Raw genomic sequence first — 26893 nt, forward strand, 5'->3', positions numbered from 1 at the left:
TGGATGTTCTTCAATTACCTAATTACCTATCAACATGCGTTGCACGACAGGGTCTTGCAACTTTTGTAAAAACCACAGCAAAGCCTTGCCCTTGTTGGCATTGCGCCAGACCAGGCGATTATCTTCTGGTGGGCGGTGGACACTGGTTTTCTTTTCTATCAGTGCACCGCTGCGCAAATGCGGCAACGCCAGGCGACGTGGCAAATGGCCGCAACCCAGGCCTGCCAGTTGCGCCGCCAGCTTGGCCTGCATGGTGGGCACGGTCAGGGTGTCCTGGCCGCTCAGCAAGCCTGCTGTCATCGATGGCAGGGTCAGGCCAGTATCACCGATGGCGATCGCCCTGTGGGCCTGCAAAATCGCCGGTGTCAGGGGTTCTTCAGCCTGCGCCAGCGGGTGCTGCGGTGCCACGGCAAATACCCATTCCACACTGCCCAGCAAACGGGTCTGGAATTCACCCTGCATGCGTATGGCATCCGGCCCATAATAGGCCGCACCTATGGCCAGGTCGGCACGGCCAGATACCATGGTTTCCCAGACACCAGACAAAATCTCCTGGCTGATACGTATGCGCGTGCCACAAGCCTGTTGTTCAAATTCCTTGATCAAGGGGATGATATCCTCGAATTGTATGATGCCATCAATGACGATGCGCAGCTCAGCCTCCCAGCCGCTGGCGGCGCGTTTCACGCGGTTTTCCAGCTCTTGTGCGGCATTCAGCAAATGCCTGCCCTGGAGCAATAATTCCTCTCCCGCAATGGTCAGCTTGGCCCTGTGGCCGCGCCTGTCATAGAGCAGCACATCGAGGTCTTCTTCCAGTTTGCGTATGCTGTATGTGATGGCTGAGGGCACTTTATCCAGGGCCGCCGCAGCCGCTGCAAAGCTGCCCTTGCGGTCTATGGCATCGAGGATTTGCAGGGCTTCGAGAGTCAGGTTCATGCTTGTTCAAATAATTTGAATGAGTTGTATGAAATTCTACCCTTATGTCAAAGAATTTGCATGTATATAGTGTGTACATCGCCTGAACACATTCTTCAGGAAATTTGAAAGGGACTTATATGATTACGCTCAGACCATCACAAGAACGCGGCCACGCCGAGCACGGCTGGCTGAAATCACATCACAGTTTTTCTTTTGCAGAATATTACGATCCGCAGCACATGGGTTTTGGCCCATTGCGTGTGATTAATGACGACTGGATCGCGCCTGCCATGGGTTTTGGTACACATCCGCACCAGAACATGGAGATTATTACTTATGTACTCGAAGGTGCGATTGCGCACAAAGACAGCATGGGTAATGGCAGTACGATACGTCCAGGCAATGTGCAGTATATGAGTGCAGGTACTGGTGTGCGCCATTCGGAATTCAATCCGGCCAATACCGAGCACACACGTTTGCTGCAAATCTGGATACAGCCTGACCAGTTGGGTGGCGAACCTCTTTACGGCGAAAAAGAATTTAGCCGCGAAGAAAAACAGGGCCGCTTGCGTCTGGTCGTTTCTGGTGACGGTGCCGATGGCTCCATCAAAATCCGCCAGAATGCACGTCTGCAAATTGGTTTGTTTGATGCAGAAGAAAGACAGGAATTAGCTCTGGCAACAGATCGCCTGACCTATGTCCACGTAGCACGTGGTGAATTGCAAGTAAATGGTATGTCCCTCAAAGAGGGCGATGCCGTGATGATGACAGCCGAAGAAAAACTCGTGCTGGAGCAGGGCAAGCAGGCAGAAGTACTGGTATTTGATCTGCCACATTAAGTTGTGAATACTGGCAAATCACTGATGCAAAACACCTCAGTGATTTGTCTTTTTGCGTAAAAACTCAACATCCACACTGGAGTAAAACATGTCTAAAGTTGCGATTATTTATCACTCAGGTTATGGCCACACCACCAAGGCCGCAGAAGCAGTACACGCCGGTGCAGCCGCTGCCGGTGCTGACGCTGAGCTCATCAAGATTGATGCCGAAGGCAATATCACCGACGCCCAGTGGGAAACCCTGGCCGCCGCTGACGCCATCGTCTTTGGTTCACCGACCTATATGGGCACCGTCTCCTGGCAATTCAAAAAGTTCGCCGATGCTTCTTCCAAGCCCTGGTATAGCCAGGTTTGGAAAGACAAGATCGCCGCAGGCTTCACCAATTCTGCCACGATGAATGGCGACAAACTGTCAACCCTGCATTACTTGTTTACCCTGTCCCAGCAACACTCCATGATCTGGGTAGGCACAGGCCTGATGCCATCCAACAGCAAGGCTGCGACACGCAACGACATCAACTACGTCGGCAGCTTCAGCGGCCTGATGACACAATCCCCCTCCGACTCTTCCCCAGAAGAAGGCCCACTGCCAGGTGATCTGGAAACGGCAAAATTGTTTGGTAAGCGGATTGCGGAAGTGGCTAAGAAGTTTAAGTGAGATGAGTTAGTGTTGAAGTAAAAAGACCCGCTGGATTGATCGGCGGGTTTTTGTTATTCAGATTTGGGCAAGGACAATAGGAAGTTGCTCTATCCAGCTATCAATACGTTTACGCTCTTCTGAGGATAAAAATTCATATAGTTTACTTTTCTTATATTGAATTAAATTTTCCAATAAATCTCGAGCATCCCCGCCAATCACATCAATGAAAACGATATTTCGATATCCATCAATTTCGCATTTGGTAAGAATGATTCTATAAAAACTCAATCGCTCTTCTAAAGTCATTTTGAGGACCGCTTCTGATTGCGAGAAAAGCTCGTTATCCCAATCAGGATAGAGATATTCTGCGTTGAGCACGGCAACTGCTGCAAAACGAGCGCGCATTGTCAAATCGGGCAAATTTTTATAGAAAACGCCATAGAAAAATAAAAACCAAGTAATTGCGACTAGAATGAATGTAAAAAAAGAAGCTCTCACTAACTTTTTTTTAAGGCGAATATTTAAATTCATTTAATAATATTTTAGAAAAAATTCTTGGCTATTGTTTTCAATTTTCAACTGGAAATGCCTGCAATTTGAGCTACGCGGACTATAGGCTTTAAGATTTATGCTTCCATGGAAAACGTTCATAACTATGGAAAAACAATAGCTTTTGTAAATTGGAGAAAATAAGGAATGTATTATTTAACAATTGAAAAGAATGGTGTGAAAATTTGCGATCACCAACCATTTGACGATTATGCAGCAGCTATCTTAGCTTGCTCTGAACACTATAAATCAAGAGTTAATCGAGGTGTACTGTCATTTACAACTGAAACAATAAATGGTGTGTTCGCACGCTCATATGCAGAACTTAACCGACCAGAGCATATTTCAGTCGATGATGACATTAGTAAATATCGATATTCTACTGCCGCAAAATATACTAATTCTTTTGATTATCAAGACTCGGTATTTTTCTTAATTGAAAGTGCAACTGGCATTGATGATGCTAACAGTTGATTTCTACAGGGAAAAATGGGTGATTTCTGATTTTCTGATTTTCTGATTTTCTGATTTTCTGATTTTCTGATTTTCGGGTTTTCGGGTTTTCGGGTTTTTGGATTGTCGTTGCGTTTAGACTTTTCCACTTTTTGGTCTGCAGCAAAGCTCACCCCCTCAGGGGCGGTAAAGCCTGGGGCGTCTTCTTTTGCTTCCTTTTTCTTGGCGATGGGATGGCAAGAAAAAGGAGTAGCTGCCGGGCTACCCCGGCCTGCAATCGTAAATGACGTGTAAAAGCATTTCAAAACAAATACGTAAAACAGTACGAATCTGAGATTAATATACCTAACAGTATGCAACGAACGCCGCTGGATTCCAGCTAAAAGCACGCTGGAATGACGACTTTGAATGTGAGGTAATTCAATCCATATCCTGTTGCGTAAGCAATCCAAAATTTCTTACAGCTTCTCCTTCAAAAACTGCAATAACCGCGGTGCCAGATATCCAGAATCTGTCCCCGGCATCTTGATAGGCTCAGAAGCCCAATAATGCCCCGCATTTTTTAACACGACAGAACTCACAGAAAACCCTGCCTGCTTCAAGGCATGCATGAAGGCTATCGACTGTGCTTCAGGATCAACAAATTTGTCCTTGGCTCCCCAGCTCAACAAGAACTGCGTTTGATTATTCGCCCTTGTCACATATGACAGTGGTGAAGCTTCAAAATAAATTTTACGGTTGTCGATCAGGCTCTCACCCAGAAAACCCTGGGCAATATTATTGTCGGGGTAGTAGCGATTAGAATGTTCCCATTTTGCCGTCAAATCATAACTGCCATAAATACCTACGCAAACCTTGACCCTGGTAGTGGGCTGCATGCCATCTGAAAATGGCGGTTGGTCACCCGCCAGTGCGACGATAGTAGCAAGCTGCGCGCCGGCGGAGTCACCTATCAAGCCTATGCGTTCAGGGTCAAGCTGGTAAGTCGCGGCCTGTTGTCGCAAGAATTGCACGGCGGCGCGCACGTCATGTACAGCTGCAGGATAGAGATTGGCTTTGTCTTTGACCAGTCGGTAGTTGACCGCAAATACGGCATAGCCATTTTTTGCCAGATAGGGCCCCCAGTGCTTATACAGGCTGGCATCGGCAAAGCGCCAGTCGCCGCCATGGACAGCGATGAGTACGGGATATTTACCATCTCCCTTGGGACGGTATAAGTCAGCAGTCAAGGCGGCTTCACCTGTGCCTTGATAGACGATGCCCTGCTGGACTTCATACCTGGTATCTGGCATGGTCGCATGTGCAGCGCCCGTTATGAACAAACTCATGCTTAAAAAGAACAGAGCAGTTTTGGTGAGGTAATGCATTAAACGATGTAAAAGAGATGGGGTGTTATTGAGCGCGGATAGGCGACTTGGCTGGCTGATAATTTCCATTTCTGATTCCATGCAATTTGAAGAGTTTTATCTGGGATATGGTGGCGTATTGTGTCAGTATGTCGCGTCAGCGAGAGTAGATGGCGATAGTGTGATCAAGCTTGAGTCTGCCGTGACGAATTGCATGAAACCGAAAGTGGGGGGGGCATAAAAAAACCGCCTCTTAAGTAACTTAAGTAGGCGGTTTGGTAATTTCAACTCAGCTTGTACAGATTTATTTGCACTCGCCTTCAGCTACCATGTGCACCAATTCCCAGCCATGACCATCGATATCATGGAAGCCATGGCCGTACATGAAACCATGGTCTACGGGTTCTTTGGGGACTGTGGCACCAGCTGCCCTTGCCTTGGCGACGAGGCTGTCGACTTGCTCGCGGCTGTCGCAAGACAGGCAGTTCAATACTTCGGTGCGTTCACGCGCATCGCTGATGGGCTTGTTGGTGAAGCCAGCGAAAAATTCTTCGACCAGCAACATGACGAACAGGTTGTCACCCATGATCATGCAGGCACCCTGGTCATTGGTGAACTTGGCTTCAAAGCGATACCCCAGGCTGCTCCAGAATTCCTTGGAGCGGGGCAAGTCTTTGACAGACAGGTTTACAAAAATTTGCTTATGCATTTTGTCTTCCTTTAATTTTCTGCAGTGTTATTGGAGCAGTGTTGCTGCGCTGTTTATTTGCATTCACCTTCAACTGCCCATGCACAGCAATTCCAGCCATGACCGTCAAGATCATAGAAACCTTGCGCATACATGAAGCCATGGTCTTCCGCTTCGTCAGGAATGGTGGCACCGGCTGCCCTGGCTTTGGCAATGAGGGTATCAACATGCTCGCGGTTGTCGCAAGAGAGTGCATGCAAGACTTCTACCCGTTCATGCGCATCACAAACGGGTTTGTGGGCAAAGCTGGCAAAGAGTTCTTCTACCAGCAACATGACCAGGATACTTTCACCGAAGATGACGCAAACGGATTTTTCGCCGCTGAATTTTGAGTCAAAGCTGTAACCCAGGCTGCTCCAGAACTCTCTGGCGCGGGCCAGGTCTTTGACAGGCAGGTTGACAAAGATTTGCTTGTGCATTTTGTTCTCCTTTAATTTGTTACTGTAGCTGGCAAGTCCAGGGCGCGCACCGGCCGCACTTCTATGCTGCCATGCTGGGCTGGCGGGATTTTTGAAGCCAGGTGTATCGCTTCATTGAGATCCCTGGCATCGATGAGATAAAAGCCAGCCAGCATTTCCTTGGTCTCGGCAAATGGGCCGTCGGTGACGGACAATTGCCCGTTCCTTACCCTGACTGTGGTAGCAGTGTGTACCGGATGCAAAGGCTCGGCTGCCAGCATGTGGCCACTGTCCAGCAAGCCCTGGGCATACATGGCGCACTTTTCATCCGGGCAGGCATTCCAGTGCTCATTGTCGAGATAAACCAGGCACAGGTATTTCATGGGGCCTCCAGCAAAGTCGAAATAAGATTGATCTGATTACAGTGGCAGCGGTTCGCCGTTGACTATCCATGAAGTGCCATATTTATCAACCAGCATGCCCCAGGACTTGGCCCAGAATGCAGGTTGCACCGGCATGGTGACCTGGCCACCTTCTGCCAGCGCATTAAAGATCTTGCCGGCTTCTTCGGTGGTATCGTAATTCAGGGCAAACGAAACACCCTTGATGCCCTCATACGGCATTTGTTGCGGGCAATCACCGGCAAACAGTAAACCGCCATCCGGCAATTCCAGGCGTGCATGCAGGATGCGGTGGGCTGATTCAGCCGGTATCATGGCTGCCATGGGTGACTCGGCGCCACTCATCATGACGGTGATTTTGCCGCCCAGGACTTGCTCATAATAGTGCATGGCTTCTTTGCAGTTACCATTGAAGGACAGGTAAGCGATAGGATGTGGCATGGTCATTTCCTTTTATTAATTTTCATTTGGTTGGATTATCGTGTGAAAGCGTCTCCACATCTGATAGTCGAATGGCTGGACAGTAAATCGACACTACTTCAAAAAAATAGTTAATTTTTTTTAGATATCTGAAAAATTGCCATTCAGCATTAATTGCTCAAGGCTCGCACGCGCTCATTAAGCAGCTTTAATTGTGCCTCAATAAATGGCAAATTGGGATCATGCCCGGCGCGTGGTACGAGGATATATTCTTTTTGCGGTGCAGTAATGCTATCCACATACTGGCGGGTAATCTCTGGCATGGTCAGCAAATCTTCTGCGCCCTGGACAAAAAAGACTGGAATAGCGAATTTGCTTGCCGTCTCAGGAAAATCCACGGTGCTGAACATGCCATCGCCCTTGTAGCCGACAAATTTGAGGAAAGAGTAATCTTCGCCAGCTTCGTAGTCAGCCAGCGCAGCGGGTGTTGCATAGGCAGGTTCTGCTGACCACCATGTTTTTGGGGCAGGGTCGGTACTCAGTGCTTCATATTTGCGGATAGCCTTGCGCAAAACGCCGAAATTGCGTGGATTGCTCCATGGTGGTGGGCCTAGTGCGCTTACTTTGCTCACCGTCTCCTGGTCACCGGCGGCTTGTGCCAGGTTCAGCACCTTGTTGTAACTGCTGGTCTGATTCGCCCGGTAGCTGACCACTTGCGAAGTGCCCACATAGGCATAAAATAATTCAGGCCTGGATATGCTCATCTGCGCACCCAGTATTGAACCCCATGAGCTGCCCGTCAAAATGATTTTCTTCTTGCCCAGATGCTGGGTCAGGTAAGTCGCCACAGCGACGCCATCGTCTGCCATTTGCGCAATGCTCAATGGTGTGTCTTCACCAGGTTTATTCCTGCCGAATGTCTTGCCCGCACCACGCTGGTCCCATTGCACGATAGTGTAATCTTTTTCCCATGCGCCATAAATCGCACTGGCATAGGGGCTCATGGTATTACCCGGCCCGCCGTGTACGATCAGGACGACGGGGTTGCTGCAATGCTTGCCCTTGATGGTGAGCCATTGGGGTATGCCACCTACCTCAACAAAGCCTTCTTCGTTGATGGCCTGGCTTGCAGACTTGCAGGCAAGGCCAGGTGACATTGCTGTTGCTTCGGCCAGGCATAATGCAGGTAGCAGACTCATTAATAAAGCGGGAAGAACCTGGTGCAGTTTTGCCATATATCTCCTTAGTGTAGGGCAGACTTCTTATTTTTTGCAGGGGGAACGACGTCAGGGGGATTTAATTTCTTAATGCCTGCAAGCGGCGCTCAATAAAGCGTTTTTCCGGCTCTTGTTTGCAGAGTTTTAGCGCCTGTTCATAGGATGCTTTGGCCTGCACCAGATCAGCATTGCGGCGACACAAGTCAGCCCTGGCTGCGTGGGCCAGATGGTAGCTTTGCATTTCCTGTTTTTTCAGCAAGGCTTCCACCAGTTGCAAGCCACTTTTTAATCCACCGGGGCACATGGCAATGGCGATGGCGCGGTTTAGTTCTATGATGGGGCTTGCTTCTACTCTTAGCAGGGCGTCATACAGACCAAGGATCTGCGGCCAGTCAGTCTCTGCATAAGTAATGGCTTCTGCATGCACCGCGGATATTGCGGCTTGCAGGGTATAAGCAGCAAAGCGGCCAGCGCGCAAAGCCTGTTCCACCAGGGTGCAGCCTTCAGCTATCAATTCTTGATTCCATAGTTGCCTGTCTTGCTGTTCAAGCGCGATCAATTCGCCCTGCTTGTCCGTTCGGGCGGGGCGGCGTGACTCATGCAGGAGCATCAGCGCCAGCAAGCCACTGACTTCAGGTTCTGGCAATAACTCTTGCAGCAGGCGTGTCAGCCGTATGGCTTCTGCCGCCAGGTCCAGGCGCAAGGCAGTGTCACCGGCAGAGCTGGAATAGCCTTCATTGAAAACCAGATAAATCACTCTGAGCACGCTATGCAGACGCGCTGGCAGTTCTTCTTTTTCTGGTACCTGATATGGGATTTTTGCATCGCGTATTTTGGCTTTGGCACGTACTATGCGTTGTGCCAGTGTAGGTGCAGGTGTCAGGAAGGCATGGGCGATTTCTTCTGTCGTCAGGCCGCAGACTTCACGCAGTGTCAGGGCCACCTGGGCATCGGCTGCCAGTGCCGGGTGGCAGCAGGTAAAGATCAGGCGCAGCCTGTCATCTTCCATGATGCCAGCTTCAAGCGTAGCATCACCGGGCTGGCCGCTTTCATCCACCAGCGCCTCCACGGTTTCCAGATGCTGGTCCAGGGGATCAAAGCGTTTTTGTCTGCGTATGCTGTCGATTGCCTTATAACGGCCAGCCGACACCAGCCAGGTATGCGGATGCTCAGGCATGCCTTTGTCTGGCCATTGCTCCAGCGCTGCCTTGAAGGCTTCATGCAAGGCTTCTTCTGCCAGGTCAAAGTCACCCAGTAAATGCACCAGGGTCGCAAATACACGACGCGAATCGCGCTGGTAGATTTCCTTGATGCTGTGCTGCAGAGCGATACTGGTCTGTGTCATTGCGATGGCATGGAGGGCATGTTTGCTTAAATTTTAACATCCTTCCCTTATATGCAAATTCTGTTTTTATATGCAGGCGCACATAAAAAGACGTCTAAAAAAAACGCCCGACAGAGCAGGCGTGAACTGGTGCAGCAGAGGTGGAACAAATCTTCAGGCTACCTTTTTTTCATCCCGCAATTCGCGGCGCAATATCTTGCCCACGTTGGACTTTGGCAGTTCTGTTCTGAATTCTATGTATTTGGGTTTCTTGTAGGAGGTCAGTTGCTCCTTGCAAAAACTCATCAACTGGGCGTCAGTCAGTTGTGCATCCTTGCGCACCACATACAGTTTGACAGCTTCGCCAGAATTGCTATCGGGTACACCGACGCAGGCGCATTCCAGTACGCCTGGGTGGCTGGCGACCACGCCTTCAATTTCATTTGGGTACACATTGAAACCAGACACCAGGATCATGTCTTTCTTGCGATCGACCACGCGGATAAAACCACTGGCTTCCATGATGCCTATATCACCGGATTTGAAGTAGCCATCTGCCGTCATGACTTTGGCAGTTTCATCCGGACGGTTCCAGTAACCCTGCATGGTTTGTGGCCCGCGTATGGCGATCTCTCCTGATTCACCGAGTGGCAGTGGCTGGCCATGGTCGTCAAGGATGGCAATTTCTGTCGATGGCAGGGGCAAGCCTATGCTGCCGTTGAAATCACTGGAATCAGTAGGATTGCAACTGACTACTGGGGAGGTTTCTGACATGCCATAGCCCTCTATGATGGGGCAGCCTGTCACTGCCTTCCAGCGCTCGGCAACCTTGGCTTGCACCGCTGTCCCACCACCGTTGCAAGCCTTTAATAAAGAGAAATCCAGTTTGGCAAAGTCAGCGTTATTGAGCAGGCCGTTATACAGGGTATTGACCGCTGGCAGCATGCTGATCTTATGCCTGGAAAGCGTCTTGACCAGGCCTGGGATATCACGCGGATTGGGGACGAGGATATTCATGCCGCCCAGGCGCATACCCATCAGGTAGCAACTGGTCAGGGCAAAGATATGGTACAGGGGCAGGGCGCAGACTATGCTCATGGACTCGACCTTGGGAGCCTTGTTCAATGCCGGTTGCGCCCAGGCTTCATTTTGCAAGACATTGGCGGTGACATTGCGATGTGTCAGCACGGCTCCTTTGGAGACGCCAGTCGTGCCCCCTGTATATTGCAGGAAGGCGATGTCATCGTGGCTGATTGACACAGGCTGCAATGGCAGATCAGCACCCTGGTCCAGCGCCTGCTTGAAGCTGATGGCGCTGGGCAGAGAAAATTCCGGCACCATTTTTTTGATATGACGCACGGCAAAATTGAGTGCCATGCCTTTGATGCCACCCATCAGGTCGCCCATGCTGCTGACGACGATGTGCTTGACCCTGGTTTTGCCCAATACCTGTTGCAGGGTAGTGGCAAAATTTTCCAGGATGATGATGGCCTCTGCACCAGAGTCATTCAGTTGATGTTCCAGCTCACGCGGGGTATACAGCGGGTTGATATTCACTGCCGTGTAACCAGCGCGCAGGATGGCAGCGATCGCTACCGGGTATTGCAAGAGATTGGGCATCATGACGGCGACGCGGGCACCTTTTTCCATCCCCTTGTTTTGCAGCCAGGCCGCCAGTTTTTTGGATAAGGCATCGACCTCGGCATAAGTCAGGTATTTGTCCATGCAGACATAGGCCTGACGCTGGGCATATTTGTGAAAGGATTCTTCCAGCAGATGTACTACCGAGCTGTATTGTGTACAGTCAATTTCTGCGGGAACGCCGTGGGGATAGGATCGCAGCCAAAACTTGTCCATGCTTTACCTTTGTCTCTGGTTTTATGAAAATCTGGCGACGCAAGGAATAATCCTTGCACGCTGACATTGCCAAACTTATTATTATTTTGTGGACATGCTAAGGGGAGGGATGTGTAACAAGCAAGACTTATTCATGACATTTGAATAAGTCTTCTAATCGACACAGTGGCAGTAATTTCAGGCTTTGCTGGGTCTACCTGAGAATGACTGCCAGCAAGTGAGGGTAGGGTGGGGGCAGGGGATTACTGTTTAATGACCAGTTTCTCAGCCTTGGCATCGCGCGACATCATGAACCTTACGATAGATTCAACGGTGACGGTATCGATTTGCCCAGCCATGCGGCGATCAAAAGGGTGGTCATCAAAAGCGACATTGGCGCGGAACATGCGTGCGCCCAGGCGCGTCAGTGAGGGGATTTGCAGGGTATCCGGTTTGTAAGAAGCTGATTTTAACCAGGCTTGTGCCTGTGTGCGGTTTTCTATCTTCACATCATTGGCCTGGGCTGCAGCGATCACTTCCAGTGCCCATTGATTGGAGTTTTGATAGGTCGTGGAATAGGCATAAGACAGCATGTTATAGCGGGCAGCATGCAGGTTTTTGGCACGGCCATCGGCCATGACTTGTTGTAATTTTTGTTGCAATTCCGGGTTGGGGATGAGGATCAGGGTTTCAAAGGCGAACATGTCATCCATGAAAAAATTGCCCAGCCCTTCCCTGAATAATTCTGAATTGGCAGTGCCACACTGGTTCAGCTCATGCATGACTGACCAGGTGCCATCCGGCAAGTGTTCTATCAAGCCCAGATGTGAATAGCGCAAATTGTATTTGGATAAGTCCTGGCCTACGCGGGCAATGATGGCAACATTGGCCTGGCTTTCATCCAGCCTGATCTGGGTCTTGTGCGCAAACTCCAGCGCTTGCATGACTTTCTTGGGGTCATAAATATTTTCCTCGCAGGAGCGTCCGGCAAATGCCGGGGCAGTGCAAGCCAGGGTGAGAATAATCAGTGCACGCTGTAACAGCACCAGCGTGGCAGGGGAAGTCAGTGAGTTTTTGCGCATAGGAGATGATCAGACCTTGTTGTGATGCATCAGGGCAGTACCTATTTCATTAGGGATAAACGCGATTACCTTGCCTGCACTGACCAGCAGATAACCTGTCGTCGTGGCGCTGACTTCCACCACAGCACCACTGACCAGACCGGCTTTTTCTATACCCTTGCCAGATAATCTGACCGTGGTGCTGACGGCCTGGGTAGAACCTTTGAGCACCACAGTCACGCCATCGGCACCAGCCTTGACGGTATCAACGATCATCTCGCCTGATCCGGCCACCATGGAAAAACCACCCAGCATGATAATGCCCACGCCCATAGACAAGGCTTCAGAGCCTCCAGAAGGGCCGCAAGAGATGCAACCACGGCCAGCATGTGCGGAAAGTGGCAACAGGCTGCTGGTACACAGGGCAGCAATAAGGGCGAATTTACGGAAAGCTAATGACATTTGGTCTCCTGATTAGTAGATGAAAGTACATCCACAATAATATAAGACCATAAAATCACAAGCTATTTGTCATCAGTAGCAAATAGTTACAGAAGAAGTCGTGGAATCTGCTACCTGTCTGCCTGGATGAAGACAGGTAGCATGAGGATGGTGCTGATAGCGCTGCTTACCAGATGCTGACGCGTTTTTCTGGGGGCAGGTACATCTTGTCGCCAGGTTTGACATCAAAGGAGGTGTAAAAATCGGGATGGTTGACCAGGCTGCCATTGACGCGGAATTCGCCAGGGGAATGCGGATCAGTCTTGACCAGGGTGATAGAGCGCTGTTCACGTGATTTACCGCGTCTGGCTTGTGCCAGGCCCATGAACAGGCGTTGCTCCGCGGTCCAGCCATCAATCACAGGTGCAGGTTTGCCTTGCAGTGAGAGCTTGTAAGCACGCATTGCCATGACGATGCCTGCATTGTCGGCAATGTTTTCACCCAGGGTCAGTTTCCCATTCAGGAAATAACCTGGAACTGGACTATACGTCGCATATTGATCGACCAGACTGGCGGTTTTTTTCTTGAATTTTTCCTGGTCTTCGGCTGTCCACCAGTTGCGCAGGTTACCATCGCCATCATACTGTGCGCCCTGGTCATCAAAGGCATGACTGATTTCGTGGCCGATGGAAATGCCCAGTGCACCGTAGTTGAAAGCGTCTTCCGCAGTGACGTCAAACAAAGGTGATTGCAGGCGGGCTGCGGGGAAGACGATTTCATTCATGGTCTCGCTGTAATAAGCATTCACCGTTTGTGGCGTCATATGCCATTCTTCGCGGTCTATGGGTTTGCCCAGTTTGGCAACTTCCCTGTCATAGCGAGCCTTGCGTGCGCGCAACAGGTTACCGATCAGGTCATCGCTCTTGATCGTCAAGCCAGTCTCATCCTGCCATTGTCTTGGGTAGCCTATCTTGACGCTGATTTTAGACAGTTTGATTTGCGCCTGCTTTTTGGTCTCAGGACTCATCCAGTCCAGCGTTTCTATGCTTTGTTTAAAAGCTTCAAGGAAATAGCCGACCATTTTTTCCGTACGCTGTTTGACTTCAGGCGAGAAGTATTTTTCCACATAAATCTTGCCTACGGTTTCACCCAGGATCTGATCTGCCAGTGCCACGCCACGTTTATCACGCGTGCGGTTTTCCTTGATGCCGGCGATCGTGGCACCCTTGAAAGCGAAGTCTTCATTAACAAAATCCGACGACAGGAAAGGGCTGTAAGTGCTGATCAGATGCCAGCTGAAATAAGATTTCCATGCATCCAGTGAAAAGCTATTCAGGCTATCGTCAAAGCCCTTGATGAAGCTGGGTTGCAGTATGACGAGTTCATTGATTTTGCCTTGCATATGGGCTGACTGCAGATAAGTCGTCCAGTTGAAGGCAGGGGTCATCTTGTTCAATTCGCCAACCGACAATTTGTTGTAAGTCTTGACCGGGTCGCGGTTTTCCACGGCTGACCATTGTGCTGTGGCCAGGGCAGTTTCCAGTGCGATGATATTGTCAGCTTGTGCCGTGGCATTTTTTTCGCCAGCCAGTGTCAGCATTTTTTCTATGTGTGCCTTGTATTTGGCGCGCACGTCCGCCATTTTTGCATCATCCTGCTTCAGGTAAAAATCGCGATTTGGCAAACCCAGCCCGCCCTGGGATACATCAACCACGTATTGGCTGGAATTCTTGCTGTCCTGGCCTATACCTGCACGGATGGGTGTGTTGACACCGATTTCATGGAAACGTGCAATCAGTTTAGCAATGGCAGCTTTATCTTTCATGGCTGAAATGTGCGTCAGCTCGCCTTTCAAGGCAGCAATGCCCAGGGCATTGAGTTTTTTCTCATCCATGAAGCTCTTGTAAAGGTCCCCGATTTTCTGCAAATCTGAACCTGCCCGCCTGTTGTTATCCCTGGCAGCGCTTTCAACAATAGTGCGCAATTGTTGCTGTACATCTTCACGTGCTTTCATGAAAGTACCCCAGTCAGACTTGTCTGCCGGGATTTCATTGGCGCTTAACCAGGCACCTTGTGCGTAGCGATAAAAATCATCCTGGGCACGCACTGCCTTATCCATGTTTTCGGGGTGGATACCAGAACCAAGCGCAGTTGCCTGAGCAACAATTGTCATTGGGCTAGGGTCTGCTGCCTGGGCAACGTTGGCCAGCAGGCTGAGTGCGAGAGTGCTGAGTAGTAAGCGTTTCATAGGGGGTCTCTGGATAAGATGTTTTTATTGTCTGAGCATGCGCTCTCGACGCTCTAGGATTATAAGAACTAGTGGAAGGATAGACTGAATGTGTCTGGCGAAGTTCATTGCGGAAAACAAAAAAAGCATTACTGCTGTTAACAGTAATGCTTTTATCTGAAAGAGTTATGTGAGCTGGGTTGACTATCGGATTATTGTGAACTATTGGGCAATAGTTGCTTCAGCTTCGGTAGCGCCAGTAGACTCTTTCTTGCAATGCGGGCAAGACTTGCCAGAGATATACCAGGGCGATAATTGTTCACGCGGCGTGACGACCGCGCGGCAGGCAAAGCATTGTTTGGTATCGGTCGCTTCCAGTTGCGGGTTCAGTGCTGTGCGATAGTCAAACACGAAGCAGTCGCCGTGGTAGTGATCGCCGCCGACTTCTTCAAAATACTTGAGGATGCCGCCTTCGAGCTGGTAGACGCTGTCGAAGCCAACATTTTGCATATGAATAGCAGCTTTTTCGCAGCGTATGCCACCGGTGCAGAAAGTCACCACGGTCTTGTCGTTCAAGACATCACGATTGGCTTCGATAACTGCCGGGAATTCTGTGAACTTGGCAATGCGGTAATCAATGGTATTGTCAAAGCTACCAACATCGACTTCAAAATCATTGCGGGTATCGACCATGACTACGGCTTTGCCATTGTCGTCATGACCCTGGTCCAGCCAGCGCTTGAGCGTGTGGGCATCCACCGCAGGGGCGCGGCCTTCTTCAGGCTTGATCAGCGGCATGCGCATGGTAATGATTTCTGCCTTCAGCTTGACCAGTATCTTGGTGAAGGGCTGGTGGTCAGAAAAACTCTCTTTGGCGACCACGTCTGCAAAACGCGGGTCCTGGTGCAGCCAGTCCATATAGGCATCTATCTCATGGCGCAAACCGGCCAGGAACATATTGATGCCTTCGGGCGTTAGCAGTATCGTGCCTTTCAGATTGAGTTCCTTGCATTTATCCAGAAACACCTGGCGTTTTTCAGCAGTGTCATCGAAAGTGATGAACTTGTAGGCAGAAATATTGACGTAGGGTGTATCGGGTGTTTGTATTACAGCGGGCATGATGAAATTCAGTAAGTCATTGATTTGGCAGCATTATAAGCGATTTAATCAGGCTTTTGCGAGCAGCAGCATCTCGACATGGGGAATATCGTCTTCCAGATAGATGTCAGAAACCGTCTCAAAACCAAAGCTGCCATAGAATTTTTCAAGATAAGCTTGGGCACCGATGCGGATGGGGGCAGCAGGGTGCAGCGCATGCAAGGCCTGGATGCCACGCGTAATTAAAGCTTTACCAACACCCGTGCCGCGCCAGTCACTGGTGCTGATGACGCGGCCCAGCGAGGCTTCGGCAAAACTGATACCAGCCGGGACGATGCGCAGGTAAGCCGCCACTTCACCGTCTGGTGTCCAGGCAGTCAGGTGATGCGACAAAGGGTCTTTGCCATCGACATCCTGGTACACGCAGTTTTGCTCAATGACAAATACAGCCGCACGCGCCTGGTAAATCGCGTGTAATTGCAAATTGCTTAATTCACTGAAACTGGCGCATTGCCATTGCAAATCGCTTAAGTTTTTTTTGTTTGTCATAGTCGTTTTTCTGTATTTCGAAAACATCTTATCAGGACTTACGCAAAATTGTCCCAGCAAGGCTATTGCTTAAGGAACCCGCCCTTGCAAGGGCGGTTCGTTGCGTCGGCAGACAATGTATTGTCTGAAACCCCGACTACACCACAGCGACGAAGACAGTACTTTAGTACAAGGAAAGATTAAAACGGGAGCTGCAACGCAGCTGGGGCGGTTTTGCGTAAGTCATGATTACATCTGTCTGAACAGGTGTGCATAGACTCTACTGACCTGTAGCTTGTCTTCACTCCCTTTGAGCTTCAGTGTGATCTTGCCAGTGTCATCCTTGTTGGCAATTTGTATATGCAGGGTATTGACGACGGTGCTGCGGTGGATTTGCCAGAAGATACTGCTGTCTAGTTGTGGCAAGAGTTCACGCAGGCTGCTGCGTATCAGCGATGAATGTTCTCTGGTGACGACATTGATATATTTGTCGGTGGCTTCAAAATACAGCACATCATCGACATTGATCATGCGTATCTGGTTGCCAACGGCGGCGCGTATGATGCGCAGGCGTTCTGGTGTCGCCTGGTTATTGCTATTGCCTCCTGGTAGCGCCTGGCCAGGTACGAGGTGGCGTAATTGTTCGAGCACGCGATCAAGTTCATTTGGTCTTTGCACGCCGTCTGCCAGCCTTGCCTGTAGTCTTTGCACGGTCTTGGCCAGGCGTTCTTCACTGACAGGTTTCAAGACATAATCAGAAGCCGAATGTTCAAAAGCTTCTATCGCATATTCATCATAGGCAGTGACGTAGACGATAAGGGGGAAGGCTTTGTTATCTGGCCATTCTTCTGCCAGCTCCTGCGCCACATCCAGCCCGGTCTTGCCTGGCATTTTGATGTCGAGGAAGAGGATGTCGGGTTGTTTATCCAGGGCTTCCTGCACTGCATGCACACCGTTTTCAACGATGGCGCAGAGTTGCAGTTCTGGCCAGAGTTTTTCCAGCATCTTTTGCAGGGTCAGCGCGAGTATCGGTTCGTCTTCCGCAATCAGGGCACGTTTGGCTGTCATGGTAATTATTCTTTGTTGGGGATATGGAGATGGGCAATTGCCCCCTCGGGTTGATTGGCTTGCAGTGTCAGGCTGGCTTGTGGGCCATACAGGGCCAACAGGCGCTCACGGATATTGGCGTTGCCGATATTATGACCTTCGCTGCTGATGTTCTTGCTGTCATCAAAATTAAAGGGCAGGCCCAGGCCGGTATCGATGACTTTCAGATGCAGAATGGCGTCCTGTTTTTCGGCGATGACATGGATGCTGCCACCTTCCATTTTCGGCTCCAGCCCGTGCTTGATGGCATTCTCGACCAGGGGTTGCAAGAGCATGGGGGCAATCGCTGTCTGCTGCAAATCGTCGGGTAAATCCAGAGTGTATTGCAGGCGCTTTCCCATGCGTATCGCCAGCAATTCCAGATAGGCTTGCATGAGGGTGAATTCCTGCTTCAGCGTGGTTTTTTCTGCGCGGGATGAGCTCAGGGTATTGCGCAGATAGACGATCAACTGTGCCAGCATGTGCTGGGCGCGCGGCGGGTCTATCGCTATCAGGCCTTGCAGATTGGCCAGGGTATTGAACAGCATGTGTGGTTCTATCTGCGCCTGCAGCATTTGCAATTGCGCTTGCATGGCTTGTTTTTCTATTGCGGCATTTTTAGCTTTTTCTGCTTCGGCAGAGGCCTGCAATTCTGAAATTCTGGCGCGGCTCCAGAATGACCATGCCGCGATCAGGCTGACGATGCAAGTCATGGCAATCGAGCTGAGCAGATAGGGCGACTTAATCGTATTGACGTCTGGAACAGGGTAGTTGAATACCACGGCGGCGATAGCCATTCCTACCATCAAAGCCAGGGGGGCCACCACGATACACATGAGGTAAAAACCTACGGTGTTTGGTGTCCCAGCGCCCCAGAACAGGCGCTTGAATATCTTGATCAGCAAATAGGCTGAAAAACCGATGAACATGGAAAACACGATGTGTTCAAACAGAGTGCCGCGCGCATGCAGGATATAGTGGACGCCAAAGCCGCAGGCCAGGTTGATGGCCAACAGGCGCGGCATGTCGCCGATAACGCCTAGCAGGCTCTGGTAATGGTCAGGCTTTAATTTTGACTGTAAATAGGTCTGGAATGGCCGTAAAAAATTCTTATTCATTTCATCGTTGGCAGAGTATCTGGGTGCCTGCAGCTTAACCTGTCTTTGACCCAGGCCATAGACCAACAGGATAAAGGCCGCGGTTTTTGTCGTAAAGGCGGGCAAATCCGGCGTGAATAAATCATGCCAGATTTTATCGGTTTGTTTTTATATAATTTTTTTTGCCGTTAAAGCCTGCAACTGTTGCTCGTCATAGCCCAGTACCGTAGCGAGCACGGCCTGGGTATGTTGCCCCAGTAAAGGCGGTGCAGAAGGATAGGTAACGGGTGTGGCCGACAATTTCATCGGGCTGGCCACCAGTTTGACTTGCCCGGCAGTAGGATGGGGCAGATTGATTTGCATTTCGCGCGCCAGTACTTGCGGGTCTTCAAATACTTCTTTGAGGGTATTGATGGGGCCGCAAGGCACGCCAGCCTCTTCCAGCAGGCTGATCCATTCCTGCTTGGTTTTGCGTTTGACCATCTCAGCCAGCACAGGGACCAGCACATCCCGGTGTTCTACGCGTTGAGGATTGGTGCTAAAGCGTGGGTCATCTGCCAGTTCTGGCAAACCACCTATTTGTACAAATTTTTTATATTGACCGTCATTGCCAGCGGCGACGATGATGTGGCCATCTGCCGTCGCAAAGGTTTGATAGGGCACGATATTGGGATGTGCATTGCCCCAGCGTTTAGGCGCATTGCCACTGGCCAGGTAATTCATATTCATATTGGCCAGCATGGACACCTGTACATCCAGCAAGGCCATGTCTATATACTGGCCCTCACCTGTCCTGTCCCTGTGTGTCAGTGCCGCCATGACGGCGATGGTGGAATACATACCTGTCATCAGGTCGGCAATCGCCACTCCGGCTTTTTGCGGGCCGCCACCAGGTAAATCATCGCGCTCACCCGTCAGCGACATGAAACCACCCATGCCTTGCACGATAAAGTCATAACCGGCCCGGTTGGCATACGGGCCATCCTGGCCAAAGCCGGTGATGGAGCAATATACCAGGTCAGGCTTGACCAGTTTCAGGGATTCATAATCAAGACCGTATTTTTTTAACTGGCCAACCTTGTAGTTTTCCAGCACGACGTCGGACTTGGCTGCCAGTTCACGGATGATTTGCTGGCCTTCAGGTGTGGCGATATCCACCGTGATGGCTTGCTTGCCGCGGTTCGCCGCCAGGTAATAAGCTGCTTCGGTGGTGTTATTGCCTTCTGCATCGCGCAAATACGGTGGCCCCCAGGTACGGGTATCATCGCCACTGCCTGGCCGCTCAACCTTGATGACTTCTGCCCCCAGGTCGGCCAGGTTTTGTGCACACCAGGGGCCTGCCAGTACCCGCGTCAGGTCCAACACACGGATATGGCCCAGAGCAGTTTTTTGTAACGACGTCGGCATCTTCGATTATCCTATTAATATTATATTTATCTTCTTGTACGGAGCGCATCATGTGGCCCTATCCTAAAGTCATCGCCCACCGTGGTGGTGGAACTTTGGCACCAGAAAATACCCTGGCAGCGATGCGTTGCGGATGGGAGCACGGTTTTGCCGCCGTGGAATTTGATGTCATGTTATCAAAGGATGGCGTCCCTGTGCTCATGCATGACCCTGAATTTGGCAGAACCGTGACTGGCAGTGGTCGGGTGGCAGATACTTTGGCCACTGATTTGCAGAAAATGGATGCCGGCAAGTGGTTTGCTGACAGCTTTGCCGGTGTAACCGTGCCCCTGTATGCCGAGGTGGTCAGTTTTTGTCGCCAGCATGGTATCTGGATGAATATAGAGATCAAGCCCAGCCCCGGTGCAGAAGCCGAGACTGGCCGTGTCGTTGCCGAGCTGACGCAAAGCCTGTTTGCCGATGTTGCCGTCGTCGATACCCTGCATTTGCCGCTGTTTTCTTCTTTCTCCATGACGGCACTGATGGCCGCCAAGCATGCTGCGCCTACCATTCCGCGTGGATTCCTGATGGATAAACTGGACCCGGACTGGAAAACAAATTTGCAGGAACTGGCCGCCAGGGCATTGCATACCAACCATAAACACCTGACAGCCGAGCTGGCGAAAGAAGTCAAGGATGCCGGTTATGGTTTATTTTGCTATACCGTCAACACGCCGGAACGGGCAACAGAAATATTGCACTGGGGAGTAGATGCATTCTGTACCGATAGACTTGATTTGATACCAGCCGACTTTTGACTACTTGCAGTGCTAAAAATACAATATATTTCTTAAATATAAATTTACATCAATATACGCTTGACTCTCACGTAAGGTTAGACTTTATGATGGGCCTTTCTAAAAGGGCAAGCAATGTTACTTAAAGTTGGCGAACTTGCAAAGCGCATAGGTCTGACTATTCGTGCCTTGCATCACTATGAAGAAATAGGCCTGGTACAGCCTTCTGCGCGTACTGCAGCTGGTTATCGTTTATATAATAAGGATGACATCGCGCGCCTGCATCGTATCCAGGCTTTGCGTGGTCTTGGCTTGTCGCTGGCAGAGACCCGTGATATGTTGAATGGCGAAGGGGCGGATTTACGTCAATTGATACGCCAGCAGATGTGCGCTATCGACAGGCAAATTGCGGATGCCACCGATTTGCGCGCACGTCTGGCCAGCCTCGAAGAAAAACTGGCAAAAGAAAAAGAGCCAGACTGGGATGAGTGGTTATCGACTTTGCGCCTGATGGCAACCCAGCGTCAATACTTCAATGCGGAAGAAATCGCCACGCTGCAAAAGAGCGTTACGCAAAGCAACTTCAAGCAGCAATGGCCGAATCTGGTTGCCGAAGTGCGCAGCCTGATGGAAAACCAGGGCCTGCCATCTGATCAACAGGCAAAGAAACTGGCGCGCGACTGGATAGATCTGTGCCAGAAGACCATGGGCGACGACCCGCGCTTTTTTGCCAAACTCAGCACCATGCACAGGACAGATTTTTCTGCCCAGGCTATCACCGGTGTGGATGGTGACTTGCTTGATTTTATTATGGAAGCCTTGCATGAAATACGCTGTGATATTTTTGCCGCCTATCTCGATAAGAATGAATTGCAGCACTTCCGCAAGCATGGCCAAAAAAATATGCAAGACTGGCTTTCCACCATTGCCAGCACACGTCAATTGATAGAAAGCGGCACAGCACCTGAGCACCCTGACAGCCTTGAACTGATGCGTCATTGGCAGTGGCTCATTGTTGACACCTGGGGCATGAATCTCGCTACGCAAGAGAAAGTCCGGGCCGTCCATGAAAAACATCCCGAAATACTGGATGGCAGTGGCTATACCGCTGACATGAAGCATTTTGTCGAACAAGGCATGCTGGCATTGATTGCCAGTACAGCCATGACTGGCACACCCATGGCCATCAATGGCTCACCAGACCCCGCATCCTGAACGGTTTGACCAGGCATTTCCTATTTGTTTCACTCATCCCAAGATCAGCATTTTTATCAGGAGTACCTATGTATCCCGTAGTACTGAAGCAAGTCATGAAGACCTATCACCTCGATGCGGTCGATGTGCCGGCCCTGGTTGATATCAACCTGCAATTACGCGCCAATTGTTTTACGGTGATTTCAGGCGCATCCGGCAGTGGCAAAACTACCTTGCTGAACCTGATAGGTTGCATAGACCGCGCAGATAGCGGTGAAGTCACCGTCGCCGGGCAAGCGGTGCATACTTTGTCGGACGATGCCTTGTCGGACTTCCGGGCCCGGCATCTTGGTTTTATTTTTCAAAACTTCAACCTGCTGCCTGTGCTCAACACCTACGAAAATGTGGAATATCCCCTGATACTGTCCAAAGTCCCAGCGGCCGAACGCAAAAAACGTGTGCTTGATTTGCTTGATGCAGTAGGTTTGTCCGACCGCGCAAAAAATTTGCCGGGACAATTATCAGGTGGTCAGCGCCAGAGGGTAGCGATTGCCCGCGCTCTGGCAACCGAACCCAAGCTGGTGCTGGCCGATGAACCTACCGCCAATCTGGATAGCCAGACCGGCGCCGCCATCATCAGCCTGATGCGTAAGATGCAGCGTGAGCGCCAGGTCTCTTTCGTGTTTTCTTCGCATGACCCGCAGGTGCAGGCTGAAGCCGATGACACCATCTTCATCCGTGATGGCCGTATCACAGGCGTAGAACGTAACACTGAAAACCTGGAGCTCAGCGCATGAAGACCTTTTCTCTCGCCTTGCGTAATCTGCTTAGAAATCGCCGCCGCTCATTGACCACTCTGCTGGCCATGGTAGTAGGCCTGACTGCCATCCTTTTATTTGGTGGATACCGCTCGAATATCACCTATGGCATGGAAACCGGTTTCGTCGAAGCCAGCGGCCATTTGCAAATCCAGCACCAGGGGTATTTTCTGGAAGGTGGTGACAATCCCACTGCTTATGGCATTGCCGATTACCAGCACATCATAGACCTGATCAAACAAGACAAAGAACTGGCGCCCATGCTGAACGTGGTGTCCCCGACCTTGCAACTTGGTGGTCTGGCGGGTAATTTTTCCGCCGGTGTTTCGCGTTCGGTATTGGCGACGGGGGTCGTCGTGCCTGAACGTAACCAGATGTTGAACTGGAATGATTATGGCATGCAAAGCTATGCCAAACCCCTGCCTTTGAATGGCAGCAACCCCGATGCAGTTGTCATCGGCGAAGGTGTGGCACGCAAGATCAAATTGTGCAAGGCCTTGCAGATACCCGGCTGCAAACAGGACGACACATCTGCTGCACCCGCAGATAACAGTGCTCAGGCCCCCGGTGATATTGCGGCTCTGTCCGCACTGGAGCAAGGCAACACGGTCAAGGAAGAGGGCACACGCATAGAAATGCTGGCAGCCACTTCGCACGGCGCGCCCAATGTCGCCAGCCTCAGTGTCATCACCGCCAGGAATATGGGTATCAAGGCACTCGATGATGTGTACATGGCCATGCATTTGAGTCAGGCACAAAAGCTGATCTATGGCAGTAGCAAAGCGCAAGTGACAGCGATACAGATACAGCTCAAGCATACCTGGCAGATACCGGCAGCACGCGCCCGCCTGCAACAATTGCTGGATCAGAATGTCAAAGGGCAGGCGCTGGAACTGCTGGATTTTAAAGTGCTCAATCCCCTGTATGGCCAGACTGTGCAATTCATGGATTCGATGTTCGGCTTCATCGCCATACTGATAGGCGTGATCGTGCTATTCACTATCGGCAATACCATGAGCACTGCTGTGGTCGAGCGCACGGTAGAGATCGGCACCTTGCGCGCCATGGGTTTGCGCCGTTCCGGCTTGCGCAGGCTGTTCCTGTGTGAAGGTGTGTTGCTGGGCGTGATAGGCGCGGTATGCGGCCTGCTTGGTTCACTGGTCATCGCCTACATGATTAATCACAGTGGTGCAGCGTGGACGCCGCCCGGCTACTCCTATGCCTATCTGATACAGGTGCGCGTATGGCAAGATATGCCTTTGCTGATAGGCAGTGTTATCGGCCTGTTGCTGGTGACGGTGATCTCAGCCTGGTTGCCTGCGAACCGGGCATCGAGGCTCATGATTGTTGACGCATTAAGACATGTATAAGGAAATATCATGAACTATTTGAAGTTGTCTGTAGTTTGCTTCGCCATGGCTGGATTGTTCATGGGAACTGCGCAGGCCGCCCAGAGCCCGCAAGAGATACTGGCCGCCAGTGATGTGGTGCGTAATCCTGATTATCCATTTGGCCTGATCAATACCCTCATCGAATACCGTGCCGGTAAACAGACTGATACCAGCACCCTGTCCATCTACTCCAAGGCTGACCCCAACAGCGGTCAGTTCCGCAGTCTGATACGCTATGTCGCACCGGCCAGGGATGCCAACAAGCTGATACTCTTCAGTGGCAAGGATTTATGGTTTTACGATCCCAGCAGCAAGGCCAGCATACGCATGTCGCCGCAGCAGCGCCTGCTGGGCCAGGCATCGAATGGTGATGTGGTGACCGTCAACCTGGCCAAGGATTACCAGGCCGTGAGTGCGGTAGAAGAAGATACCCAGGATGGTGACCGCCAGAGCAAGCATTGCAATAAACTGAGCATGAATGCCAGCACGCCAGACGCCACTTACCATCACATCGACATGTGGATAGAAGCTGGCAATAATCACCCGGTCAAGGCCAAGTTTTATACCGAAAGTGGCAAGCTGCTCAAGACGGCCTATTACCGCCGCTATGAAAAACAGTTAGGGATAGACAGGCCGACAGAAACTGTCATCATTGATGGTCTGGATCCTAGCTGGGTAACAGTGATGCGCTACTCCAACCTGGTCAAGCGTGAAGTGCCTGATCAATGGCTGCAACGCGACTATTTGCCACGCTTCAAACCGGAATGACAATGAATGGCCATCCATATTCTTTCAAGCCTGGGGTTTGTGCTTTCATGGTGTCGCTGGCATTGAATTGCCAGGCCCAGCAAGACCCTGATCTTGATGCGCTGAAAGTCGCTGATCAGATGCCTGCCACAGTGGAGCAGGCGAGCAACTGGCGTCTGTTTGCAGAAGCTGGGGCAGGGGTGAACCGCGCACGTCTTGGTGGTGCCAGCCAACAATTCCAGCGCTTGTCGCTGGACCTGCAATATGACAATTCCTTCGCGCCAGGCTGGCGTGCAGTCTTGTCTGATCGCCTTGATGTGAACTGGCCTCCACAGACAGCGGGGCTGCAGCATGCTATCAATACCCTGAAAGAAGCTTACCTGAGCTGGCAAGTGCAGACTGATCAGATACTGGACCTGGGCCGCATCAACGCGCGCAATGGTGTCGCCCTTGGTTATAACCCTACAGATTATTTTCGCACTTCTGCGTTGAGGTCTGTGGTATCGGTAGATCCTGCCAGCCTGAAAGAAAACCGCCAGGGCAGCATCATGTTGCGTGGGCAAAAACTGTGGAGCGGCGGTTCTTTGACTGCCTTGTACTCCCCCAAATTGGCGGATGAGCGCAACTATTCCAGCTTCAATCCTGATGTCGCCGCCACCAATGATCAGAACCGTTGGCTGCTGGCTTTGAGTCAGCAAGTGATGGATGGCATTACGCCTCAAGTCTTGCTGTATAAAGCAGAAAAGCAGCCTGTGCAGATAGGCCTGAACCTGACCGCTTTGTTGAATGACTCTACCGTGGTATTTGCCGAATGGTCGGGTGGGCGTAGCCAGTCCAACATGACACAAGCTATGCGGCAAATCGGAATAACTTATCCTGATGACAGTGCGTTTCGCAATCACAGCGCAACCGGCCTGACCTATACCACCAGCAACAAGATATCGCTGACAGCCGAACTCGAATACAACGGCGGTGGCCTGGACCAGGAAAAATGGAACAGTCTGGGGCAGACTTCCTTGCAGAGCTATGGCATCTACCGTCGCTTCCTGCAAGGTGTGCAAGAGACACCAGGCAAGCGCAGTGTCTTTGCCTATGCAAGCTGGCAAGATGCGCTGATCAATCACCTGGACCTGGCTGCGATGAGCCGCTATGACCTTGCCGATGCCAGCCGCATTTCCTGGCTGGAGGCGCGCTACCATCTCAAACACACAGAGTTTGCCTTGCAATGGCAGCGCAATAGCGGAACCAGCTTGAGCAATTATGGCGCAGCGCCACAAATGCAAAGCTGGCAATTGCTGGCACGCTATTATTTCTAATCAAATAAAAGCGGGAAGGCAGTTACGAGTTTTTACATCGATTACATTTCTGCTGTCATCGGGAAAAGTAGCAGTCTCGTTATTGATGCATGGGCAATGTGCTCATATCAACTCAAGACTGGCTACTTTTATAGAAGGAATATCCATGAAATCCATCAAATTTGCCGCCGCCCTGGCTTCCACTCTTGCTCTGACCTTGATCGCCAGTTCTGCATTTGCCCAGGACCCTGCAACACCGAATGTAGAAAAGCGTCAGGAAAGACAGCAAAAGCGCATAGCCAAGGGCGTGGAAAGTGGTGCTCTGACAGCTAAAGAAGCCAGCAATCTGGAAAAACGGGAGGCCAAAATAGAAAATGATAAACAGGCCGCCAAGGCAGATGGCGTAGTGACCCCGGCAGAACGTGCCAAACTCGAACACGAAGAAAACCGCGCCAGCAAGAAAATTCGTAATAAAAAACACAATGTCAGCGCAGCAACAAATTAAGCTTTTGTGGTATGCGTCGCTGTAAATGCAAAGCCAAAAGTACAACTGCTAGCTCATGTTGGTAGTTGTGCTTTGTAGAAAAATTAATTAAGACTTATGCAGGATTGTCTCCGTTGCGTTACACATTTAGCGT

At 50.8% G+C, this 26893-nt stretch carries 28 protein-coding genes; 10 read left to right on the forward strand and 18 right to left on the reverse strand.

The window, feature by feature from the left end; translation table 11 throughout:
- Positions 1-18: 18 nt before the first annotated feature.
- Positions 19-936 carry a LysR family transcriptional regulator gene (locus tag ACO0LF_RS26165; RefSeq protein WP_423019414.1) on the reverse strand — a complete coding sequence of 306 codons (918 nt, stop codon included), beginning with the start codon at positions 934-936 and terminating at the stop codon, positions 19-21.
- A gap of 119 nt (positions 937-1055) precedes the next feature.
- Here ACO0LF_RS26165 and ACO0LF_RS26170 point away from each other — a divergent pair, with 119 nt between their 5' ends.
- Together ACO0LF_RS26170 and ACO0LF_RS26175 are read left to right on the forward strand one after the other, a co-directional pair.
- Positions 1056-1757 (forward strand): pirin family protein, encoded by a 702-nt coding sequence (locus ACO0LF_RS26170; RefSeq protein WP_423019416.1) that lies wholly within the window; start codon positions 1056-1058, stop codon positions 1755-1757.
- Positions 1758-1845: 88 nt separating this feature from the next.
- A complete protein-coding gene (locus tag ACO0LF_RS26175) occupies positions 1846-2415 on the forward strand; it encodes an NAD(P)H-dependent oxidoreductase (RefSeq protein ID WP_423019418.1) in 570 nt (189 codons plus the stop codon).
- 57 nt (positions 2416-2472) lie between these two features.
- On the opposite strand, the gene ACO0LF_RS26180 is transcribed toward ACO0LF_RS26175, so the two are convergent.
- Complete coding sequence (locus ACO0LF_RS26180) at positions 2473-2928, reverse strand: hypothetical protein (RefSeq protein WP_423019419.1); 456 nt, start codon at positions 2926-2928, stop codon at positions 2473-2475.
- 165 nt (positions 2929-3093) lie between these two features.
- On the opposite strand from ACO0LF_RS26180, the gene ACO0LF_RS26185 reads away from it, so the two are divergent.
- A complete protein-coding gene (locus tag ACO0LF_RS26185; protein WP_423019420.1) occupies positions 3094-3420 on the forward strand; it encodes a hypothetical protein in 327 nt (108 codons plus the stop codon).
- 437 nt (positions 3421-3857) lie between these two features.
- Here ACO0LF_RS26185 and ACO0LF_RS26190 read toward each other — a convergent pair whose 3' ends face one another.
- The 16 genes from ACO0LF_RS26190 to ACO0LF_RS26265 all read right to left on the reverse strand — a co-directional run bounded on the left by ACO0LF_RS26190 (position 3858) and on the right by ACO0LF_RS26265 (position 20034).
- On the reverse strand, positions 3858-4727 hold the full coding sequence (locus ACO0LF_RS26190) for an alpha/beta hydrolase fold domain-containing protein (protein WP_423019422.1): 870 nt from the start codon (positions 4725-4727) through the stop codon (positions 3858-3860).
- A gap of 322 nt (positions 4728-5049) precedes the next feature.
- Positions 5050-5454 (reverse strand): VOC family protein, encoded by a 405-nt coding sequence (locus ACO0LF_RS26195; RefSeq protein WP_423019424.1) that lies wholly within the window; start codon positions 5452-5454, stop codon positions 5050-5052.
- Between the two features lie 53 nt (positions 5455-5507).
- Positions 5508-5912: a VOC family protein gene (locus tag ACO0LF_RS26200; RefSeq protein ID WP_423019426.1), complete on the reverse strand. Its 405-nt coding sequence runs from the start codon at positions 5910-5912 to the stop codon at positions 5508-5510.
- Between the two features lie 11 nt (positions 5913-5923).
- A complete protein-coding gene (locus ACO0LF_RS26205) occupies positions 5924-6274 on the reverse strand; it encodes a YciI family protein (protein WP_423019428.1) in 351 nt (116 codons plus the stop codon).
- A 36-nt stretch (positions 6275-6310) separates the two neighbouring features.
- Complete coding sequence (locus tag ACO0LF_RS26210) at positions 6311-6733, reverse strand: VOC family protein (RefSeq protein ID WP_423019430.1); 423 nt, start codon at positions 6731-6733, stop codon at positions 6311-6313.
- 149 nt (positions 6734-6882) lie between these two features.
- Positions 6883-7947, reverse strand: a complete 1065-nt coding sequence (locus tag ACO0LF_RS26215) for an alpha/beta fold hydrolase (protein ID WP_423019432.1) — start codon at positions 7945-7947, stop codon at positions 6883-6885.
- A gap of 61 nt (positions 7948-8008) precedes the next feature.
- Entirely contained in the window at positions 8009-9274 is a 1266-nt protein-coding gene (locus tag ACO0LF_RS26220; RefSeq protein ID WP_423019434.1) for an RNA polymerase sigma factor, read from the reverse strand.
- A gap of 153 nt (positions 9275-9427) precedes the next feature.
- Positions 9428-11110 (reverse strand): long-chain-fatty-acid--CoA ligase, encoded by a 1683-nt coding sequence (locus ACO0LF_RS26225; protein WP_423019436.1) that lies wholly within the window; start codon positions 11108-11110, stop codon positions 9428-9430.
- Between the two features lie 242 nt (positions 11111-11352).
- A complete protein-coding gene (locus ACO0LF_RS26230; RefSeq protein ID WP_423019438.1) occupies positions 11353-12171 on the reverse strand; it encodes a DUF2145 domain-containing protein in 819 nt (272 codons plus the stop codon).
- Between the two features lie 9 nt (positions 12172-12180).
- The gene (locus tag ACO0LF_RS26235) at positions 12181-12612 is read right to left on the reverse strand and encodes a hypothetical protein (RefSeq protein ID WP_423019440.1); all 432 of its coding nucleotides are present in this window, start codon (positions 12610-12612) and stop codon (positions 12181-12183) included.
- 166 nt (positions 12613-12778) lie between these two features.
- Positions 12779-14839 (reverse strand): M13 family metallopeptidase, encoded by a 2061-nt coding sequence (locus ACO0LF_RS26240; protein WP_423019442.1) that lies wholly within the window; start codon positions 14837-14839, stop codon positions 12779-12781.
- A gap of 201 nt (positions 14840-15040) precedes the next feature.
- Positions 15041-15937: a sulfurtransferase gene (locus ACO0LF_RS26245; RefSeq protein ID WP_423019444.1), complete on the reverse strand. Its 897-nt coding sequence runs from the start codon at positions 15935-15937 to the stop codon at positions 15041-15043.
- 48 nt (positions 15938-15985) lie between these two features.
- The gene (locus tag ACO0LF_RS26250) at positions 15986-16465 is read right to left on the reverse strand and encodes a GNAT family N-acetyltransferase (RefSeq protein WP_423019446.1); all 480 of its coding nucleotides are present in this window, start codon (positions 16463-16465) and stop codon (positions 15986-15988) included.
- Between the two features lie 228 nt (positions 16466-16693).
- Entirely contained in the window at positions 16694-17512 is an 819-nt protein-coding gene (locus ACO0LF_RS26255; RefSeq protein WP_423019448.1) for a LytR/AlgR family response regulator transcription factor, read from the reverse strand.
- Between the two features lie 5 nt (positions 17513-17517).
- Complete coding sequence (locus ACO0LF_RS26260) at positions 17518-18648, reverse strand: sensor histidine kinase (RefSeq protein ID WP_423019450.1); 1131 nt, start codon at positions 18646-18648, stop codon at positions 17518-17520.
- A gap of 147 nt (positions 18649-18795) precedes the next feature.
- Positions 18796-20034, reverse strand: a complete 1239-nt coding sequence (locus ACO0LF_RS26265) for a CaiB/BaiF CoA transferase family protein (protein ID WP_423019452.1) — start codon at positions 20032-20034, stop codon at positions 18796-18798.
- Positions 20035-20084: 50 nt separating this feature from the next.
- Between ACO0LF_RS26265 and ugpQ the strand changes: the two genes are divergently transcribed.
- From ugpQ to ACO0LF_RS26300, 7 genes are all read left to right on the forward strand, one after another.
- Positions 20085-20831 carry a glycerophosphodiester phosphodiesterase gene (ugpQ, locus tag ACO0LF_RS26270; RefSeq protein ID WP_423019454.1) on the forward strand — a complete coding sequence of 249 codons (747 nt, stop codon included), beginning with the start codon at positions 20085-20087 and terminating at the stop codon, positions 20829-20831.
- A gap of 114 nt (positions 20832-20945) precedes the next feature.
- Positions 20946-22025: a MerR family transcriptional regulator gene (locus ACO0LF_RS26275; protein WP_423019456.1), complete on the forward strand. Its 1080-nt coding sequence runs from the start codon at positions 20946-20948 to the stop codon at positions 22023-22025.
- A gap of 68 nt (positions 22026-22093) precedes the next feature.
- Positions 22094-22801: an ABC transporter ATP-binding protein gene (locus ACO0LF_RS26280; protein ID WP_423019458.1), complete on the forward strand. Its 708-nt coding sequence runs from the start codon at positions 22094-22096 to the stop codon at positions 22799-22801.
- Positions 22798-24192 (forward strand): ABC transporter permease, encoded by a 1395-nt coding sequence (locus tag ACO0LF_RS26285; protein ID WP_423019460.1) that lies wholly within the window; start codon positions 22798-22800, stop codon positions 24190-24192. The genes ACO0LF_RS26280 and ACO0LF_RS26285 overlap by 4 nt, the downstream gene beginning before the upstream one ends.
- Before the next feature lie 9 nt (positions 24193-24201).
- A complete protein-coding gene (locus ACO0LF_RS26290) occupies positions 24202-24981 on the forward strand; it encodes an outer membrane lipoprotein-sorting protein (RefSeq protein WP_423019462.1) in 780 nt (259 codons plus the stop codon).
- Positions 24982-24983: 2 nt separating this feature from the next.
- Complete coding sequence (locus ACO0LF_RS26295) at positions 24984-26276, forward strand: hypothetical protein (RefSeq protein WP_423019464.1); 1293 nt, start codon at positions 24984-24986, stop codon at positions 26274-26276.
- A 145-nt stretch (positions 26277-26421) separates the two neighbouring features.
- Positions 26422-26760 carry a hypothetical protein gene (locus ACO0LF_RS26300; RefSeq protein WP_423019466.1) on the forward strand — a complete coding sequence of 113 codons (339 nt, stop codon included), beginning with the start codon at positions 26422-26424 and terminating at the stop codon, positions 26758-26760.
- The last annotated feature ends 133 nt before the right edge of the window (positions 26761-26893 follow it).

The sequence above is a fragment of the Undibacterium sp. Di27W genome (assembly GCF_049340345.1).
GTDB lineage: Bacteria > Pseudomonadota > Gammaproteobacteria > Burkholderiales > Burkholderiaceae_D > Undibacterium.

Excerpts from the sequence above, each read along its gene's own strand:
- ACO0LF_RS26290 (WP_423019462.1), top strand. The coding sequence starts at position 24,202 with ATGAACTATTTGAAGTTGTCTGTAGTTTGCTTCGCCATGGCTGGATTG.
- ACO0LF_RS26255 (WP_423019448.1), bottom strand. The coding sequence starts at position 17,512 with ATGACAGCCAAACGTGCCCTGATTGCGGAAGACGAACCGATACTCGCG.
- ACO0LF_RS26245 (WP_423019444.1), bottom strand. The coding sequence starts at position 15,937 with ATGCCCGCTGTAATACAAACACCCGATACACCCTACGTCAATATTTCT.
- ACO0LF_RS26205 (WP_423019428.1), bottom strand. The coding sequence starts at position 6,274 with ATGAAATACCTGTGCCTGGTTTATCTCGACAATGAGCACTGGAATGCC.
- ACO0LF_RS26180 (WP_423019419.1), bottom strand. The coding sequence starts at position 2,928 with ATGAATTTAAATATTCGCCTTAAAAAAAAGTTAGTGAGAGCTTCTTTT.
- ACO0LF_RS26280 (WP_423019458.1), top strand. The coding sequence starts at position 22,094 with ATGTATCCCGTAGTACTGAAGCAAGTCATGAAGACCTATCACCTCGAT.
- ACO0LF_RS26210 (WP_423019430.1), bottom strand. The coding sequence starts at position 6,733 with ATGCCACATCCTATCGCTTACCTGTCCTTCAATGGTAACTGCAAAGAA.
- ACO0LF_RS26300 (WP_423019466.1), top strand. The coding sequence starts at position 26,422 with ATGAAATCCATCAAATTTGCCGCCGCCCTGGCTTCCACTCTTGCTCTG.
- ACO0LF_RS26200 (WP_423019426.1), bottom strand. The coding sequence starts at position 5,912 with ATGCACAAGCAAATCTTTGTCAACCTGCCTGTCAAAGACCTGGCCCGC.
- ugpQ (WP_423019454.1), top strand. The coding sequence starts at position 20,085 with ATGTGGCCCTATCCTAAAGTCATCGCCCACCGTGGTGGTGGAACTTTG.
- ACO0LF_RS26215 (WP_423019432.1), bottom strand. The coding sequence starts at position 7,947 with ATGGCAAAACTGCACCAGGTTCTTCCCGCTTTATTAATGAGTCTGCTA.
- ACO0LF_RS26225 (WP_423019436.1), bottom strand. The coding sequence starts at position 11,110 with ATGGACAAGTTTTGGCTGCGATCCTATCCCCACGGCGTTCCCGCAGAA.
- ACO0LF_RS26240 (WP_423019442.1), bottom strand. The coding sequence starts at position 14,839 with ATGAAACGCTTACTACTCAGCACTCTCGCACTCAGCCTGCTGGCCAAC.
- ACO0LF_RS26190 (WP_423019422.1), bottom strand. The coding sequence starts at position 4,727 with ATGAGTTTGTTCATAACGGGCGCTGCACATGCGACCATGCCAGATACC.
- ACO0LF_RS26265 (WP_423019452.1), bottom strand. The coding sequence starts at position 20,034 with ATGCCGACGTCGTTACAAAAAACTGCTCTGGGCCATATCCGTGTGTTG.
- ACO0LF_RS26260 (WP_423019450.1), bottom strand. The coding sequence starts at position 18,648 with ATGAATAAGAATTTTTTACGGCCATTCCAGACCTATTTACAGTCAAAA.
- ACO0LF_RS26295 (WP_423019464.1), top strand. The coding sequence starts at position 24,984 with ATGAATGGCCATCCATATTCTTTCAAGCCTGGGGTTTGTGCTTTCATG.
- ACO0LF_RS26165 (WP_423019414.1), bottom strand. The coding sequence starts at position 936 with ATGAACCTGACTCTCGAAGCCCTGCAAATCCTCGATGCCATAGACCGC.
- ACO0LF_RS26170 (WP_423019416.1), top strand. The coding sequence starts at position 1,056 with ATGATTACGCTCAGACCATCACAAGAACGCGGCCACGCCGAGCACGGC.
- ACO0LF_RS26185 (WP_423019420.1), top strand. The coding sequence starts at position 3,094 with ATGTATTATTTAACAATTGAAAAGAATGGTGTGAAAATTTGCGATCAC.
- ACO0LF_RS26285 (WP_423019460.1), top strand. The coding sequence starts at position 22,798 with ATGAAGACCTTTTCTCTCGCCTTGCGTAATCTGCTTAGAAATCGCCGC.
- ACO0LF_RS26220 (WP_423019434.1), bottom strand. The coding sequence starts at position 9,274 with ATGACACAGACCAGTATCGCTCTGCAGCACAGCATCAAGGAAATCTAC.
- ACO0LF_RS26175 (WP_423019418.1), top strand. The coding sequence starts at position 1,846 with ATGTCTAAAGTTGCGATTATTTATCACTCAGGTTATGGCCACACCACC.
- ACO0LF_RS26250 (WP_423019446.1), bottom strand. The coding sequence starts at position 16,465 with ATGACAAACAAAAAAAACTTAAGCGATTTGCAATGGCAATGCGCCAGT.
- ACO0LF_RS26230 (WP_423019438.1), bottom strand. The coding sequence starts at position 12,171 with ATGCGCAAAAACTCACTGACTTCCCCTGCCACGCTGGTGCTGTTACAG.
- ACO0LF_RS26235 (WP_423019440.1), bottom strand. The coding sequence starts at position 12,612 with ATGTCATTAGCTTTCCGTAAATTCGCCCTTATTGCTGCCCTGTGTACC.
- ACO0LF_RS26195 (WP_423019424.1), bottom strand. The coding sequence starts at position 5,454 with ATGCATAAGCAAATTTTTGTAAACCTGTCTGTCAAAGACTTGCCCCGC.
- ACO0LF_RS26275 (WP_423019456.1), top strand. The coding sequence starts at position 20,946 with ATGTTACTTAAAGTTGGCGAACTTGCAAAGCGCATAGGTCTGACTATT.